The organism is Zestomonas carbonaria, assembly GCF_904061905.1.
Classification (GTDB): domain Bacteria; phylum Pseudomonadota; class Gammaproteobacteria; order Pseudomonadales; family Pseudomonadaceae; genus Aquipseudomonas; species Aquipseudomonas carbonaria.
In genome coordinates this window covers 138,624-154,124 of sequence record NZ_CAJFCI010000077.1, presented here as the reverse complement: position 1 = coordinate 154,124, position 15,501 = coordinate 138,624, and the positions used below count along the sequence as shown (strand labels likewise).

Sequence of the window (15,501 nt, the reverse complement as noted above, 5' to 3'; positions counted from 1 at the left end):
GAAATCCTGCGCGGCTATCTGGGACGGGATGCCGGGAATTATGGGGGAAAGCCGCCGACAGCGGCAAACCGGGGCATGCAGGGCTGCAAGCTGCACAGTGTTTTGGCCTCTCTCCTTCTCCGTCAAACCTTTTTTCGCGGCCATGGAACTGGGCGCCCCCGCCGCTACGACGGAGTCCTGTTGTAGGAGCGCGCCATGCGCACGATCACCGGCAACGCCAAAGCATCGCCAGCAAGCTGGCTCCTACAAAAGCGAACGGGTAGCCCGGACACGGGTTCTGGCCATGCCGCCTCTACGTCAAGCTTTTTCGCGGCCATGGGCCGCTCCTACAAACACGGCCTCGATGCCGACCTGTAGGAGCGCGCCACGCGCGCGATTCGCGGCCATGGGCCGCTCCTACGACACTACCCCGACGCCGACCTGTAGGAGCGCGCCATGCGCGCGATTCGTGGCCATGGTTGTTTACTGGGTCCCCGCGTTCGCGGGGATGACGGCTCGGCCAACCCCCGTCATTCCCGCGAACGCGGGAATCCAACGTAGGGGGCGCCGCGCGCACCGATCCGAGGCCGCCCCCATAAGAACGAGCCGCCTTTTCATCCAACCTTCCAGCGCTTTTCCCGGCTTCTCGCCTTTGCAAGCTATGCTCGCAGCATGACGCCTTTCAGCCAGCTCGACGACCTGCCCAGCCAACTGCGCCAGCCGCGGGTGCGCGACCTTGCCTGGGTAATCACCGCCCCACCGCTGCTCGAACGCGCTACCTGGCCGCAGCGCCATCCGCTCGCCGCCAGCGCCTGGGCCCGCGAGCCGACGCGCCTGGCCGACTGGCTGCGCGCCCTGGACGCGGACGACCGGGCACTGGAAAGCTGGCTGAACGCGCATGTGGAACGCCGCCTCGGCCTCTACTACGAACGACTCTGGCAATTCGCCCTGCAAGCCGCGCCGGGCATCGAGCTGCTCGCCACCAACCTGCCAATCCGCCTGGAGGGCCATACCCTGGGCGAGTTCGACTTGCTGCTGCGCGATGCCGAAGGCGTTCACCACCTGGAGCTGGCGATCAAGCTGTACCTCGGCCCGGCCGCCGGCGACGGTCTCGACCCGCACCGCTGGCTGGGGCCCGGCAGCCACGACCGGCTGGACCTCAAGCTCGCCCACCTGAGCGGCCACCAGTTGCCGCTGTCGGCCCGCCCGGAGGCCCGCTCCACCCTGGAGGAGCTGGGGCTGGACGAAGTCCGCGCCGCGTTCTGGATGGGCGGCTACCTGTTCTACCCCTGGCCCGGCGACTGCCACACCCCGAACGGCGCCGATCCCCGGCACCTGCACGGCCGCTGGCTGCCCCGCCACGCCTGGCCGGCCTATCGCGCCGCCCACCCCGGAGCCTGGCAGCCGCTGCCCCGCCAGTCCTGGCTGGCCCCGGCACGGGTCGAGGCCGAGCAGCTCTGGAGCGAAGACGACTTCGAGCAATGGCTGGCCCAACTGGACCCACGCGCCCCCGCGCAGATGCTGGTACGCCTCGAAGAGGACGGCGACGGAGCCTGGCTGGAAAGCGAAAGGCTATTCCTGGTTCGGGATAGCTGGCCGCACTAGCGGCACACCACCGAAACATATCCGCCTTGCAGGGTGCGCCGTGCGCATCGGGAAGACGCCGACACTGAGCTTGTGCGTAGCAGGTCCTTTTGCCCCGCCCATGACTTTTTCGTACAAATCCCCTCTCGGTGCGCACAGCGCACCCTACGCAAAGCTAGCGGGGGCTACCGGCTGCGCTCCACCCGGCCGTCCGAGCGCGCCAGGTAGCCGGGGCCGCTGTCGCACAGCAGGGCATCGCGTTGCACCGCCGGCAGGGCGTCCACCCCGCCGCACAAGGCATAGGCGCGGAAGCCGTTCTGGACGAGCAGGAAGGTCGCGCTGGCGCTGCGCTTGCCGCTGTCGCAATAGCACAGGTAGGCCCGTGCCGGGTCCAGCAGGCGGCTTTTCAGGCGCAGCAGGTGCAATGGCATGTTCAGCGCCTCGAGGGCGTGGCCGCGTTCGTATTCCTCCTGCAGGCGCACGTCCAGCCACTGCGCGCCAGAGGCCAGCAGGCGCGCCGCCTCGCCCAGCCCCACCTCGGCCACCACCGGGGCCTTGAGCAGGGCGAAGAAGTCCCCGCGGTCGAGGCGCAGCACGCAGCCATCCTCCAGCAAGGTGACCGTGGCATTGCGCGGCGCATCGGCGAGCAGCGCCTCCTCGCCGAAACAGGCACCCGCTTCGAGTTCGGCCAGGACCTGCTGCCCGCTGCCGGTGCCACGCATCACCTCGACACGCCCGCGCTTGAGGAAATAGCAGCAATCGCCCGTTTCGCCCTCGCTCAGGATGACGCTGCCGGCCGGCAATTCGAGCACCTGCAGGCGCTCGAACATGGCGCGGACGTTGTCGACCGGCACCTTGCCGAACAGCGGGTTGTTCAGCATGGCCTCCAGCCAGCCGTCCTCTCCGTCGCCCTCGTCCAGTTCCAGCAGCAGGTCCTGGAAAGCCAGGCGCCAGGTGAGCAGGTTGTCCAGCGTGGCGCCGTCGATGACCAGGACGCTGGCGTCGGTCAGCGCCCGTGCTTCCTGGCGGCGCGGCAGAGCCGGCGACAGCGGATGACAACTGGCCGGGCTGCCCGCCACCAGGCGCTCCTCGCGCCCCGCCTCGTCCCGCAACAGCAAGGTGCCGGCCAGCAGGAAGCAGGTCTGCGGCGCCTGGTCGCCCATGCGGAACAGCCATTGCCCGGCCAACAGCGGTTGCGGCACCAACTGATCGCGCAACAGCCGCCACTGCGGCTCGGAAAGCGCATTGAGCGGGGTCAGGCTGCGCAGTTGCTCGAAGGACAGGGCCTGGTTCATGGGCATATCCGCATCGGGTCCAAGGCTGCTGTCCTCCCCTGCAAGCCACCGGTGTGTACGAACAACAGCCGCGTGCCGGCCACGAAATCGCCGGCCTCGACGCTCCGGCGAAGCGCCAGCAACGCCTTGCCGGTGTATACCGGCTCCAGAGGCAGGCCGCTCTCGTCCTCCATGTCGCGCATGGATGCCAGCAGCTCCGCATCGACCTTGGCGAAGCCTCCACGGCAGGCCTCGACCAGCCGGTAACCCTGGTCGCCCTGCCCGGCCTGTCCGAGGATTTCCCGCACCTGCCCGGCCACGCCATGATCGGCGGGCACCGCCAGCGCGCCATGGACCGGATGGGCGCCGCGCTCGGCCAGCACCAGCCCCGCCAGGGTGGTGCCGGTGCCGGCGGCCAGCCACCAGCCGTGATAGTCGGGCCAGCCCAGGCTGGCCAACTGCGCCTGGGCCATCTCCAGCAACGCCGCGCAACCCCGCGCACCGAGCAGTCCGCCGCCGCCCTCGGGCACCGTATGCAGGTGGGGATAGCGCTCACGCCAGGGCGTCCAGAAGTCGGCCCGATGGCGAGCACGATAGCCGCCATAGCCGAGCCAGTGCAGTTGCATGCCGAATGCCCGCAGGTCGGCGACGGTCGGTGTTTCCTGCTCATGGCCACGCAACAGGCCGACGGTAGGAAAGCCGAAGCGCCGGCCGGCGGCCGCCAGGGCATGCAGATGGTTGGAGTGCGCGCCGCCCAGGCTGATCAGCCCCTCGGCACCAAGCGCGGCGGCCTCATGCAGGTGGCCGACGAGCTTGAACCACTTGTTGCCGGAAACCAGCGGGTCGATCAGGTCCAGCCGCAGCACCGCGACTTCGACACCGGCGCGCGCCAGCCACGGCAGGCGCAGCGCTTCGAGCGGCGCCCGAGGCGCCCATTGGGGAATGACGAGTGGCAAGGTTCAGGCTACGTCCCAGTCGTGTACCGCTTCCCATTGTGGGATAGCTTGCCCGCGAATCCCACCTGCACCGAGGCCATGCAACCAGGGCCGCCCATCGGGGACATTCAACCGACGGTACGCAGGCGGTTGGCGGCCTTGTGCCGAGTGCAGCAATTGGAGTCGTCGGCGATGAAGCGGCTCGGCGCCTCCACCCGGTCGATCGGCATGGCGCAGCGCTCGCCATTGGGTTGCAGCGCCTCGCACACCGGCTGCTGGTAGTGGGCGAGCCACTGGCGGTACTGGTCCTCCGAGACGAAGCATTTGGATGCGGCGTAGGCCAGGGGGTTGTCCTGGTAGCGGGCGATATCCTGCAGGGGAATGGTCAGGTGGCCGGCGCCCGGATGGTAGACCACGAACACCACGCCCATCTTGGCCAGCCGCTCGAGCACCTGGTCGCCGCTCTGGCCGAGCGCTTCCTCGCGGTCGCGCTTGAGGCGGTCGATCTCCTGCTGCAACTGGCTGTCCAGTTCGCTGCGATAGGCCAGCTCGACGTCGCGGATGGCGATCTGCTCGCGGTACTCCACCACCGCGGCGGCAATCCGGGCCTGCAACTCGCTGTCGAACTGCGAGCGCAGGATGTCCGCCTCGGCCCGGCTGTGGCGCTCCAGGGCGCGCAACTGCTCGGTCATCTCCTCGCGAACCCTCTGGAAGTTGTCCACCTGCTCGCGCAGTTGCTCCTTCAGGCTGGCGTTCAGGTCCTCCTGCTGGCGCAGGGCCTGGCGCAACGCGAGGGATTCGGCCAGCAGCGTCTTGCGCTGCTCCTCGGCGGCCAGCTTGAAGCGCGCCAGTTCCTCCTCGTGCTGCCGCCCCAGGCTGCTGATGCGCAGGCGCTGCTGCTTGATCAACTGCGCGGTCTTCAGGCGATGTTCCTGGTCCATCTTCGCCGCGAGCCTTTCCGCCGCTTCCTTGTCGGGGTCCGGCGCATACCACTTATCCTCGGGGGCCACCTGCAAACGCTCGGGAGCAACCGCCGGAGCGCTCTCCTCCTCGATCAGCAGGCCGAGCTGGTTGCGCTTGATGGTGTCGCGCAGCAGCACCAGGTCGTTCTTGCCCGGCGCCAGGCTCGGGTCCCACAGGTGCATCTGGTGCCAGGACACCGGGCACTGGCTGCGGCAGGCCAGGCGGATCGGCCCGGCGCCCATGTCCGGGCCCCGGCCGGAGCGTTCGGCAAGATGGCGCAGGGGGATGTTCCAGCCGCTGTCGGGCCGGCCGTTCTCGTCGAAATCCAGGTAGAAGAACACCGCGGCGCGCACCAGCAGGCGCGGATTGATCAGCGCGTAGACGGCGCGGACCTGCTGGTCGACGAACTCGGGCATGTTGACCACGCCGTCGAGCAACGCCTCGAACTCGGGAAAGAGCATTTCCCTGCAGATGCCGCGTTCATTGAAGAACACTACGGCCTCCACCATCTGCGGCTTGTTCTGCATGCTCATCGGGCTCCCCTCCCAAGCCGCCCCGTCACCGGTGGCGGAAGATGTCCAGCGGCGTCGAATGCCCCCAGGAAACGCAGGGGCCATGCCGTGGTTCGGCTAAGTCTAGGGGAAAAAGGAAGGCGGACAATGTGATTGGGTTGGCAGTCGCTCGCCGTGACGATCCGGCGGATCGTCGACGGCCGGGCGAACAGTGGGGAATCAGCCCGCCCTGGCGGCGAGCAAGGGCGCCAGGCGCCGGCCCATTTCCTCGCCCAGGGCCTGCAAGCCGCTCATGGGACGGATCATCACCTCGAACTCGACGACCTTGCCGGACTCGTCGAAACGGATCATGTCGATCCCCTTGAGCTGCCGGTCGCCGACCCGGGCGCTGAACTCCAGCACCACGCTCAGGCCATCGGCCGAGGACAGTTCGCGGTGGTAGGTGAAGTCCTCGAACACCTTGAGCACCGTGTTGAGGATCAGCGACACCACCGGCGCGCCCTCGTAGGGCTTGTGCGCCATCGGCGAGCGGAACACCGCCCCGGGATGCAGCAGCCCGGGCAGCCCGCTCAGGTCGTGGGCGGCGATCAACTCGTGCCATTTCGCCAGCGTGGCGGCGGCATTGGGTTGTAGTTGCGGAGCGGACATGCGGAACCTCCTGTGTTGAGTGGATTACTCGCTTCGAGCCCCCTGAAGGGCGCTCGATGCAAGCAGCGTCCCGCCTTCGCGGGAATGACGCGATATCACGGTGCCCGTCGTCCCCACGAACGCGGGGACCCAGAGAGCCTGCGCGGCCTACAGCTCGGCGGCCAACCGCGAGCCCTGGTTGATGGCGCGCTTGGCGTCCAGCTCGGCGGCCACGTCGGCGCCACCGATCAGGTGCACGTTCTGCCCGGCGGCGACCAGGCCGTCATGCAGCTCGCGCAGCGGGTCCTGGCCGGCGCAGACGATCACCGTATCCACCGGCAGCACCTGCGGCTCGCCCTCGGCGATGCGGATGTGCAGGCCATCGTCGTCCACCTTGAGGTACTCGACCGAATTGAGCATCTGCACGTTCTTGTTCTTCAGCCCGGTGCGGTGGATCCAGCCGGTGGTCTTGCCCAGGCCGTCGCCGACCTTGGACTTCTTGCGCTGCAGCAGGAACACCTGGCGCGCCGCCGGATGCACTTCGGCCTTGATCCCGGCGATGCCGCCACGGGCCTCCAGCGCGCCATCGATGCCCCACTCCTTCCAGAACGCCTCGCGATTCTGGCTGGTGGCCTCGCCCTGGTGGACGATGAACTCGGAGACGTCGAAGCCGATGCCGCCGGCGCCGATCACCGCGACCTTCTGGCCGACCGGCTTGCGCTGGAGGATGGCGTCCAGGTAGCCGATCACCTTCTCGTGCTCGATGCCGGGAATCGCCGGGGTGCGCGGCACGATGCCGGTGGCCAGGATGATCTCGTCGTAGCCGCCCTTGGCCAGGTCGTCGACCGACACGCGGGTGTTCAGGCGCAGGTCGACGCCGGAGGTTTCCAGCTTGCGCTTGAAGTAGCGCAGGGTCTCGTAGAACTCTTCCTTGCCCGGCACGCGCTTGGCGACGTTGAACTGGCCGCCGATCTCGGCGGCCGCGTCGAACAGGGTCACCTGGTGGCCGCGCTCGGCCGCCACGCTGGCGGCGGACAGCCCGGCCGGGCCGGCGCCGACCACGGCGATCTTCTTCGCCCGGGCGACCGGGATGTAGTTCAGCTCGGTCTCGTGGCAGGCGCGCGGGTTGACCAGGCAACTGGTCAGCTTGCCGCCGAAGGTGTGGTCCAGGCAGGCCTGGTTGCAGCCGATGCAGGTGTTGATCTCGTCGGCGCGGCCTTCGGCGGCCTTGTTGACGAAATCCGGATCGGCGAGGAACGGACGGGCCATGGAGACCATGTCGGCGTCGCCCTCGGCCAGTACCTGCTCGGCCACTTCCGGGGTGTTGATGCGGTTGGTGGTGATCAGCGGGATGCCGATCTCGCCGCGCAGCTTGGCGGTGACCTTGGTGAAGGCCGCGCGCGGCACCTTGGTGGCGATGGTCGGGATGCGCGCCTCGTGCCAGCCGATACCGGTGTTGATGATGGTCGCGCCAGCCGCCTCGATGGCCTTGGCCAGCAGGACGATCTCGTCCCAGGTGCTGCCGCCTTCCACCAGGTCGAGCATCGACAGGCGGTAGATGATGATGAAGTTCGGCCCCACGGCCTCGCGCACGCGGCGGACGATCTCCACCGGCAGGCGCATGCGGTTCTCGTAGCTGCCGCCCCAGCGGTCGGTGCGCTGGTTGGTGTGGGCGACCAGGAACTGGTTGATGAAGTAGCCTTCCGATCCCATGATTTCGACGCCGTCGTACTCGGCCTGCTGGGCCAGCACGGAGCAGGTGACGAAGTCCTGGATCTGCTTCTCGATGCCCTCTTCGTCCAGCTCGCGCGGCTTGAACGGGTTGATCGGCGCCTGGATGGCGCTCGGCGCCACCGATTTCGGGCTGTAGGCGTAGCGGCCGGCGTGGAGGATCTGCATGCAGATCTTGCCGTCCGCCTCGTGCACCGCGCGGGTGACGATGCGGTGCTTCTCGGCTTCCTCGACGGTGGTCAGCTTGGCCGCGCCGGTATAGACGCCGCCCTCCTCGTTCGGGCCGATACCGCCGGTGACCATCAGGCCGACGCCGCCACGGGCGCGTTCGGCGAAATAGGCCGCCATGCGTTCGAAACCATTCGGCCGCTCTTCCAGGCCGGTGTGCATGGAGCCCATCAGGGTGCGGTTCTTCAGGGTGGTGAAGCCCAGGTCGAGGGGGGCCAACAGGTGCGGGTAGCGAGTGCTCATGGGGGAAACTCCACGCCAAGCTGATTCACGGAATGCCATCGCCTCGAAATGGGCGGTGGTCGGTTATGGAACAGACGATAAGGAGCCGGCCCCAAGCGCTCAATGATCCAAAGTGACTAGTTACTGATCGAAATGCGCAGCACGGCTTGGCATTTCCCGGCCCCGCTCCTAACCTAGGGCCTGAATCCAACAGGCAGCCGGCCGATGTTCAAACTCTTGCGAATCATCACGCTCACCCTCAGCCTGGCCCTGCTCGCCAGCTATCTGCTGTGGTCCGAGACGCGCCCGGTCGGTCATTACCTGTCCGACCTACGCAGCCAGGTCGTCCTCGACGAAGGACAGCCGGGCGAGCACGGCAACCTGCTGGGCATCCAGCCGGAACTGTTCGCCGGCGACTACCAGAGCCGAGAACGGCTCGAGCTGAAGTTCGTCGCCTACCTGGAGAAGGCGCGCGGCGAAGGGCTGCTCAACGACAAGACGGTGGTGGTGCTTCCCGAGCATGTCGGGACCTGGCTGGTGGCCAGCGGCGAGAAGGCGGAGGTCTACCGGGCCGCCACGCTGGACGAGGCGATGACCTGGATGGCGGCCAGCAACCCGCTGCGCCTGGGCCTGGCCTGGTTCGCCGCGCATGGCGAGGATCGCCTGGCCGACGCACTGCTGCGCATGAAGGCCAAGCGCATGGCGAAGGATTACCAGGAACTGTTCGGCGGCCTGGCCAAGCGCTTCGGCGTGACCCTGGTGGCCGGCTCCATCGTGCTGCCCGAACCCCGGGTGGAGAACGGCCAACTGCGCGTCGGCAAGGGGCCGCTGTACAACGCCAGCCTGGTGTTCGGCGTGGACGGCACCCCGCTCGGCCAGCCGCAGCGCAAGGTCTTCCCGATCCGCGACGAGCAACCCTTCACCGCGGCCGCTCCCGCCAGCGACCTGCAGACGGTGGACACCCCCGCCGGCCGCCTGGGCGTGCTGATCTGCGCCGACAGTTGGTACCCGGCCGGCTATGCCGAGCTCATGCGGCAAGGCGCGCAACTGCTGGCGGTGCCCGCCTTCCTCAGCGGCAACGGCCACTGGCAGCGCCCCTGGGGCGGCTACAACGGCGCGCCGGCGCCGGCGGACGTCAGCCTGCGCCCTGGCGAACTGAGCGAAGGCGAGGCCTGGCAACGCCTGGCCCTGGCTGGCCGCCTGCCGGACAGCGGCGCCCGGGCCGGGATCACCGTGTTCATGCGCGGCCAACTGTGGGACCTGGGCAGCGACGGGCAGAGCCTGGTGGCCACGCCGCAGCACTACCGGCTGGCCGACGACGGCCCCGGCGCGCGCCTGGTCAACCTGTGGTTGTGATGAAGCCCACCCGCGTGCGCCTCGGCGACCTCAGCGTCGCCTTCATCGACAGCCTCGCCGATGCCGTGCGCAATCATGGCCAGGACCCCACCCCGCTGCTCGAGCAGTACGGCCTGGACGCCGCGCGCCGGGCCGAACCACGCGCGCGCCTGTCGATCCCGCGCTACATGCGCCTCGGCCACGCGGCGATCCAGCTCACCGGCGATCCGGCGCTGGGCCTGCAAATGGGCGCACTCGGCAGCCTCAACCGCCTGGGCCTGGCCGGCGTCACCGCCCAGCAGGCGCCGACGGTACGCGAGGCGGCGCGCATCCTGACCCGCTTCGAGCCGCTCTATGCGCAGAACTACCGTGGCCAGTCGAGCTTCGTCGAAGACAATCGCGGCGCCTGGCTGCGCTTCTATTCGATCAGCCCCTACAACGCCTACAACCGCTTCGTGGTGGATGCCGTGCTGGCCAGTTGGGCCTGCCAGTTGAAGCGGCTATGCGGCGGCGGACTGCGTCTGGAGCGAGTGATGATCGAGTTCCCCGATCCGGGCTACGGCGAGCGCTACGGCGAGTTGTTCGACTGCCCGGTGGAGTTCGGCGCCCCCACCAACCAGTTGCGCTTCGACCAGGCCAACCTGGCCCTGCGCAACCCCGAGCACAGCCCAGGCACCTGGCGGCACCTGCTGGAAATCTGCGAACGGGAACTGGAGCAACTGACCCGCACCCGCAGCCTGCGCGAACGCATCGTGCACCTGCTCGGCCCGCTGCTGCTGGGCCGGGAACCGGACCTGGAGGAAGTCGCCAGCCGCCTGCAGATGCCCACCTGGACCCTGCGCCGCAAGCTGGCGGAAGAAGGCACCCAGTTCCGCAGCATCCTCAACGACACCCGCCGCGACCTGGCGATGGCCTATATCCGCGACACCGAACTGACCTTCGGGGAAATAGCCTACCTGCTCGGCTTCGCCTCCGCCGAGGCGTTCCAGCGTGCCTTCAAGCGCTGGAGCGGGCAGACGCCCGGAGAGTATCGGCGCGAGCAGCGCCAGGCCGGCTAGCCGGGCCCGGCTCACATCTCGGTGGCATCGTCGACCAGCTCGGCGGCGTCCTGTTCGCTGGCATGGTATTCGAGCAATTCTTCCTGATAGTCATCCATTCTTGGGCTCTCCTGAAGCTGACACGTGACTGGAAACAAAGACCGTGCCAGGCAGCCTAAAGATCCCTGATGAACGAAAGATGTCGAGGCCGCAGGATGGCGCAAAGAAAAAGCCCCGAGTCTTGCGACTCGGGGCTTTCGGTATGGCGCAGCGGACGGGACTCGAACCCGCGACCCCCGGCGTGACAGGCCGGTATTCTAACCGACTGAACTACCGCTGCGCGTCGGTTGGACTTTCGTCCGTGGAACTCTTGCTTCGTCTGGTGCCAAGCCTTTGGCTTCTCACCTCATGCCCGGCGAACCCGGCATGGAGAATATGGCGCAGCGGACGGGACTCGAACCCGCGACCCCCGGCGTGACAGGCCGGTATTCTAACCGACTGAACTACCGCTGCGCGTCGGCCGGACTTTCGTCCGTAGCAAGGTTTGGTGGCTGATGACGGGATCGAACCGCCGACCCCCTGCGTGTGATGCAGGTGCTCTCCCAGCTGAGCTAATCAGCCTTGCCTTGCGAGGCGCGCAATTTACGCAGGAGGCGGTGCTAAGTCAACACCCTGCATGGAAATTTTCTGGAAAACGGGATTCCGTCAGACTGACGCCGCATACCCAGGCGCGAATCCATTCGCGCTCCCGGAAGGGCGAAGCTGGCCAGAAACCGCTCCCGCGCCAGCATTCCCGGAGCACCTTTCCCGCACACTCCAGCAGCGCCCTGCCCCAGCATGGCGCAGCGATCACGGACCGGCCCGCAGGGTCAGCCGCGCCGCCACCAAGCCTTCTCCCGTGCGATCCAGGCCGGCTTCGTCGATGCGCACGCCCTGCCCCTCCAGCGCGGCGAACCAGCCCAGCAGGCGGGCGAAGGGCGCCGCCTGCAGGCTGACCTGCACACCGCCCTCTCCTTCGCCGTCCAGACGCTCCACCGCCAGCCCATGCTCCGCCGCGCTGGCGGTCACCAGACCCTGCAGGCGCGCCGGATCGACGCTGGTCTGCGGCCGCTCCCTGGCACCGCGCGCCAGCGGCGCCCAGGCTTGCAGGTAGACGTTCAGCTCGCGCTGCTGCTCGAAGTAGCGGCGTGCCGCATCGCGCTGCTGCTCGACCGGTCGCCAGAGCAGCAGGTACAGCAGGACCAGCAGCAGGAAGCCACCCAGCACCGCCAGCGCCAGCCGGTCGCGGGGTGCCAGGGCGCGCCAGCGCTGGAACCATGGCGACTGCTCCAGGCGCACCGCCAGCGGCGCATTCAATCCTCTCGATTCCATCCTCATCCTCCGATCACCAACCGCGCGCTGACACCGCCTTCCTCACGGCTGGCCGACCCCAGTTGCACGCTCAGGCCGGCCTCCAGCAGACGCTGGCGCAGGCGCTCCAGGGCATCGAAGCCCGGCGCCTGGACCTGCAAGGCCAGATCGCCGCGCCCCTCGCTGAAGTCCATCTGCTGCACACGCAGTTGCCCGCCCTCGGCCAGCAGCGCGTCGCTGGCCTGGCCGAGCAGGCCGAGCAGGTGCCCCTGCCCCGAGCCGGAAGCCTCGGCGAGGTGCTGGTCGAACTGGTGGCGCAGGTTGACCAGCCGGGTGTCCTCGGGGAACAGCTCGCGGTAGAGATCGGCACTGGCCGCCGCGTAGCGCTCGCCCTCGCGCTGCAAGTACCAGCCCTGGGCCAGGTTGAAGCCCCATTGCAGCAGCAGCCAGAGACCGAGCAAGCCGAGCAGCGGCCGCCAGCGCTGCCAGTGGCCGCCCGGCTCGCGCACCGCGAACTCGGCCTGGGCCAGCTCGCAGGTTCCACGCTGCCCGGCCAGCCAAGCGTGCATGTCGGCAACGCTCTCCTGCTCCTCGACGTCCTCCAGGCGCGCCTGCTCCCGCGGCGCATGGGCCCGCCGTGGCGGCGGACAGTTCGCCGCCAGCGCGGGCCAGTCCTCGCTGGCCAGGGCCAGGCGTGCGCTGCCGGCACCACCAAGCAGCCAGCGCCCATCCAGCCAGCCGAGCCGGGTACCGTCGTCGGGCAGCAGGTCGGCATCCACCTGGATGCTGCCCGGCCGCTTGTCGCCGCACAGCGCCAGCCAGCTCTCCAGCCAGTCGCGGCGCACGGCGAATACCCGGTGACGGCCATCGGCCAGTGACGCCCCGAGCGCCAGGTGGAAGCGCTCCACATCCTCGGCGAGCAGTTCCTCCACCGCGAACGGCAGTGCCTGGCGGAGCCAGCGCGCCTTCTGGGTTGGCAACTGCACGGCACAGGCAGTGACCGCCTCGACCGGCAGGACCAGCCGCCAGGGTGGCGACAAGCGCTCCAGGGCGGCGGCAAAGCTCATGACGCTGGTGGTTCCCTGCTGCACGCAGTGCACTTCCAGTTCCGTCGCAGCTCCGTCGCACGCCTCCGGTGGCAGGAACAGGCACGCCTGATTCATGGTTTCTCCTCTTCGACCGCCCTGGGCGGCAATCCCGACTGACCGAGGTCGCGGCCGAGCACCCGCACCCGACTATCGCTGCCGCGTTGCAGACTGCTTACCAGCACCTGTCGACGCTGGTCCAGATTCACTTCGCAAATCACCTGAAAATACTGGCTGCCCACCGCCAGCCCCTGGGAACGTGCGCCGAGCCCGGCCAGCGCTGGCTGGGCGAGGAACTCCTCCACTGAACGGTAGCCCTCCCTGCCACGCGCGGCGACCAGCTCCATCGCCCGCGCCGGGGTCAGGCCGTCGACCAGGGTGGACAGCACCAACGCGCCGGCGGTGTTGACGTTCAGCATGGTATCGTCCGGCAGCGCGCTGACGTAGGGCAACAGGCGCCGGTAATCGGCCTCGCGCATGTCCAGCAGCAGGCGCAGCTCGGAGACGTCGGCCAGGCTGCGGTTGGCCGCTCGGTAAGGCGGCTCCGCCAGCAGGTACTGGTTGTCCTCGGCGCCATCGCCGCCGCTCGGCTCGTCGTCGCCATCCAGCCAGTCGACCAGGCGATCGGCGTAGATCGGCTCGATCTCCAGGCGCTGCAACAGGCGGCGGAACTGAGCGACGGCGCGTAGATCGGCCTGTCGCTGGCGCACCAGGCCGTTGAGATTGAAGCGCCCGCTCGGGTCCTCGATGCGCACCCGCAATTCGCCGCCATCGTCCAGCGGGAAGCTGGCCAGCGGCCGGGCCCAGGCTTCGCCGAGGTGATCCACCGGCCGGCGCGGATCGCCCTCGCGGAGGTCGCGCAACAGCACAGCCTCCGCCAGGCGCTCGCCACCCAGCGCGTAGTGCCGGGCTTGCAGGACGCTCAACTGGTTGGCGGTGCTGCGGATGGACAGGTGCTGCCGGGCGACCAGCCCGGCGCAGACCACGGTGACCACGGCGACGACCAGCAGCACGGTGATCAGGGCCACTCCCCGCTGGCGCTTCATGGGCCCTGCTCCCCGTCATCAGGCGCCCCATCCTCACTCTCGCCGGCTCCCTGGCCCGCCTCTCGTTTGGCGCCATCGGGCAGGCGCAGCAGGCGGCGCAGTTGGCCGTAGTGACGGTGCTCGATCGTCATTTCCAGGGCGCGCGGCAACTTCCGGAGATCGTCCTCGTTTTCGCCATCGCTGTCCGGCCAACCGTCCAGCCAGCGACCCTCCTCGTCCAGGTAGCGCACGGCAAAACGGGTGACGCCGTCGAGTACCTGCTGCGCCTGCGGCTGGCTGTCCTGGGCCTGGTCGAGCACCAACCAGTAGCGCCGCTGCCACTGTTCGCCGCTGAGCTGCCAGCGCACCCGCTGCACGCGCGAGCGGCGCTGGCCGGTGGGGTTGCGCCAGCCGGTGCGGGTGAACTCCAGCGTCGTGCTGTCGCCGCTCTGGCCGACCAGCGCCGGGCGCGACTCGCCGTAGCCGTCACGCACCGGTCGGGCCGTCACCTGCAACAGGTCGCGCTCGAAGACGGCCAGGGCGCGGGTCAACTCGCGCAGCCGCTGCTCCTGCACGCGGGTCGCCTCGTCACTGCGCAGCACGCTGTCGAGCATGCGGTAGGTGGCCAGGGCGAGCACGGCGAAGATGGCGATGGCGATCAGCAGTTCGAGCAGCGTGAAACCGTGCGCACGCCTCATGGCTGCCTCCCCACGAAGCCGACCAGGCGCACCAGCGCGCGTTCCTCGACATCGCCACGCCCATCCGCCGCCACCCACAGGGTCACCCGGCGCATTTCCGGTTCGCTGGTAGCCTCGATCAGGCTGCGCCACTGCCAGCGCCGCCCGGCGAAATCCGTCGCTCCGTCGGCACGGCCATTGGCCGGTGGGTTTTCCGCCAGTTGCAGTTCGGTCAGGCGGTTGTCGGCGACCCACATCGCCAGGGTCTTGTCCTCCAGACGCGCGGCGCCCTGCAAACTGCGCGCGCTGGCGGCCAGCACGCTGGCGGCGACCACGGCGAAGATCGCCAGGGCCACCAGCACTTCGAGCAGGGTGAAGCCGCGTGGGCGCATCAGCCGGCACGCCCCGAGGCGGGAAGCGTTTCGATCCGGGGCAGGCGGAAACCGTCGCTGGACAGTTGCAGGCGCAGGCCGTCCTGGCGTCGCTCTCCCAGTTGCAGACGGAACGGGCTGAATTCGCCGCTGGAGAGGATCAGCAATTGCGGCGCGTTCCGCTCGGCGGCCTTTTTCCCGTCACCATCGTCAGCCGCGGGGCCGGGCAGCCTGATCGCCTGCCCCTCCAGCTCTATGCGCAGCTCGGCCCAATCGGGCAGCCGGTGCATCTTGTCGCTCATCGGCTGCCATTCGCCGCTGCTCTCTTCATAGCGCAGCACCTGGTAACCATCCGGGCTCAGGCGCAGGCCGTACTCGCGATTGTCCAGCACCGCCTCGTCGACCAGCACGCCGATCAGCCCGGCCAGCCGCTCGGCCTCGCCCTGCAATGCACGCGCCGGGCTGGCCAGGCCGCTGCCGAGCACCGCCAGCCCGGCCAGGCTGCCGATGATCACCAGGACCACCAGCAACTCGACCAGGGTGAAGCCCTCGGCGCGGCGCATGGG

The 15,501-nt window shown here is 68.8% G+C and carries 15 protein-coding genes and 3 tRNA genes; 4 read left to right on the top strand and 14 right to left on the bottom strand.

Annotated elements, in window-relative coordinates:
- The first annotated feature begins 195 nt into the window (after nt 1–195).
- Both PSEWESI4_RS20530 and PSEWESI4_RS20525 read left to right on the top strand, forming a co-directional pair.
- Nucleotides 196–357: a hypothetical protein gene (locus tag PSEWESI4_RS20530; protein WP_187673080.1), complete on the top strand. Its 162-nt coding sequence runs from the start codon at nt 196–198 to the stop codon at nt 355–357.
- Nucleotides 358–651: 294 nt separating this feature from the next.
- Nucleotides 652–1,584: a DUF1853 family protein gene (locus tag PSEWESI4_RS20525; protein WP_187673079.1), complete on the top strand. Its 933-nt coding sequence runs from the start codon at nt 652–654 to the stop codon at nt 1,582–1,584.
- Between the two features lie 164 nt (nt 1,585–1,748).
- On the opposite strand, the gene PSEWESI4_RS20520 is transcribed toward PSEWESI4_RS20525, so the two are convergent.
- The 5 genes from PSEWESI4_RS20520 to PSEWESI4_RS20500 form a co-directional block, all read right to left on the bottom strand.
- Nucleotides 1,749–2,858, bottom strand: coding sequence for a cyclic nucleotide-binding domain-containing protein (locus PSEWESI4_RS20520; protein WP_187673078.1), 1,110 nt, complete (start codon nt 2,856–2,858; stop codon nt 1,749–1,751).
- Nucleotides 2,855–3,793, bottom strand: coding sequence for a 1-aminocyclopropane-1-carboxylate deaminase/D-cysteine desulfhydrase (locus tag PSEWESI4_RS20515; protein ID WP_187673077.1), 939 nt, complete (start codon nt 3,791–3,793; stop codon nt 2,855–2,857). Before PSEWESI4_RS20515 ends, PSEWESI4_RS20520 begins: the two co-directional genes overlap by 4 nt.
- Before the next feature lie 107 nt (nt 3,794–3,900).
- The gene (locus PSEWESI4_RS20510) at nt 3,901–5,268 is read right to left on the bottom strand and encodes a chromosome partitioning protein ParA (RefSeq protein WP_187673076.1); all 1,368 of its coding nucleotides are present in this window, start codon (nt 5,266–5,268) and stop codon (nt 3,901–3,903) included.
- 198 nt (nt 5,269–5,466) lie between these two features.
- On the bottom strand, nt 5,467–5,895 hold the full coding sequence (locus tag PSEWESI4_RS20505) for a nuclear transport factor 2 family protein (protein ID WP_187673075.1): 429 nt from the start codon (nt 5,893–5,895) through the stop codon (nt 5,467–5,469).
- Nucleotides 5,896–6,042: 147 nt separating this feature from the next.
- Nucleotides 6,043–8,076, bottom strand: a complete 2,034-nt coding sequence (locus PSEWESI4_RS20500; RefSeq protein ID WP_187673074.1) for an NADPH-dependent 2,4-dienoyl-CoA reductase — start codon at nt 8,074–8,076, stop codon at nt 6,043–6,045.
- Nucleotides 8,077–8,280: 204 nt separating this feature from the next.
- Between PSEWESI4_RS20500 and PSEWESI4_RS20495 the strand changes: the two genes are divergently transcribed.
- Together PSEWESI4_RS20495 and PSEWESI4_RS20490 are read left to right on the top strand one after the other, a co-directional pair.
- Nucleotides 8,281–9,411, top strand: coding sequence for a carbon-nitrogen hydrolase family protein (locus tag PSEWESI4_RS20495; protein ID WP_187673073.1), 1,131 nt, complete (start codon nt 8,281–8,283; stop codon nt 9,409–9,411).
- On the top strand, nt 9,411–10,448 hold the full coding sequence (locus tag PSEWESI4_RS20490; RefSeq protein ID WP_187673072.1) for an AraC family transcriptional regulator: 1,038 nt from the start codon (nt 9,411–9,413) through the stop codon (nt 10,446–10,448). The genes PSEWESI4_RS20495 and PSEWESI4_RS20490 overlap by 1 nt, the downstream gene beginning before the upstream one ends.
- Nucleotides 10,449–10,690: 242 nt before the next feature.
- Here the strand turns inward: PSEWESI4_RS20490 and PSEWESI4_RS20485 are convergent.
- The 9 genes from PSEWESI4_RS20485 to gspH all read right to left on the bottom strand — a co-directional run bounded on the left by PSEWESI4_RS20485 (nt 10,691) and on the right by gspH (nt 15,498).
- Nucleotides 10,691–10,767: transfer RNA gene (locus tag PSEWESI4_RS20485), tRNA-Asp, on the bottom strand.
- Between the two features lie 96 nt (nt 10,768–10,863).
- Nucleotides 10,864–10,940 (bottom strand) — tRNA-Asp (locus PSEWESI4_RS20480).
- Nucleotides 10,941–10,972: 32 nt separating this feature from the next.
- Nucleotides 10,973–11,048 (bottom strand) — tRNA-Val (locus PSEWESI4_RS20475).
- 228 nt (nt 11,049–11,276) lie between these two features.
- Nucleotides 11,277–11,798 carry a type II secretion system protein M gene (locus tag PSEWESI4_RS20470; RefSeq protein WP_328821937.1) on the bottom strand — a complete coding sequence of 174 codons (522 nt, stop codon included), beginning with the start codon at nt 11,796–11,798 and terminating at the stop codon, nt 11,277–11,279.
- A 2-nt stretch (nt 11,799–11,800) separates the two neighbouring features.
- Nucleotides 11,801–12,940: a type II secretion system protein GspL gene (gene gspL, locus PSEWESI4_RS20465; RefSeq protein ID WP_187673070.1), complete on the bottom strand. Its 1,140-nt coding sequence runs from the start codon at nt 12,938–12,940 to the stop codon at nt 11,801–11,803.
- Nucleotides 12,937–13,908: a type II secretion system minor pseudopilin GspK gene (gene gspK, locus PSEWESI4_RS20460; protein ID WP_187673069.1), complete on the bottom strand. Its 972-nt coding sequence runs from the start codon at nt 13,906–13,908 to the stop codon at nt 12,937–12,939. The genes gspL and gspK overlap by 4 nt, the downstream gene beginning before the upstream one ends.
- Nucleotides 13,905–14,585: a type II secretion system minor pseudopilin GspJ gene (gene gspJ, locus PSEWESI4_RS20455; protein WP_187673068.1), complete on the bottom strand. Its 681-nt coding sequence runs from the start codon at nt 14,583–14,585 to the stop codon at nt 13,905–13,907. Before gspJ ends, gspK begins: the two co-directional genes overlap by 4 nt.
- A complete protein-coding gene (gene gspI / locus PSEWESI4_RS20450) occupies nt 14,582–14,959 on the bottom strand; it encodes a type II secretion system minor pseudopilin GspI (RefSeq protein ID WP_187673105.1) in 378 nt (125 codons plus the stop codon). Before gspI ends, gspJ begins: the two co-directional genes overlap by 4 nt.
- The gene (gene gspH, locus PSEWESI4_RS20445; protein WP_187673067.1) at nt 14,956–15,498 is read right to left on the bottom strand and encodes a type II secretion system minor pseudopilin GspH; all 543 of its coding nucleotides are present in this window, start codon (nt 15,496–15,498) and stop codon (nt 14,956–14,958) included. Before gspH ends, gspI begins: the two co-directional genes overlap by 4 nt.
- Nucleotides 15,499–15,501: the final 3 nt, after the last annotated feature.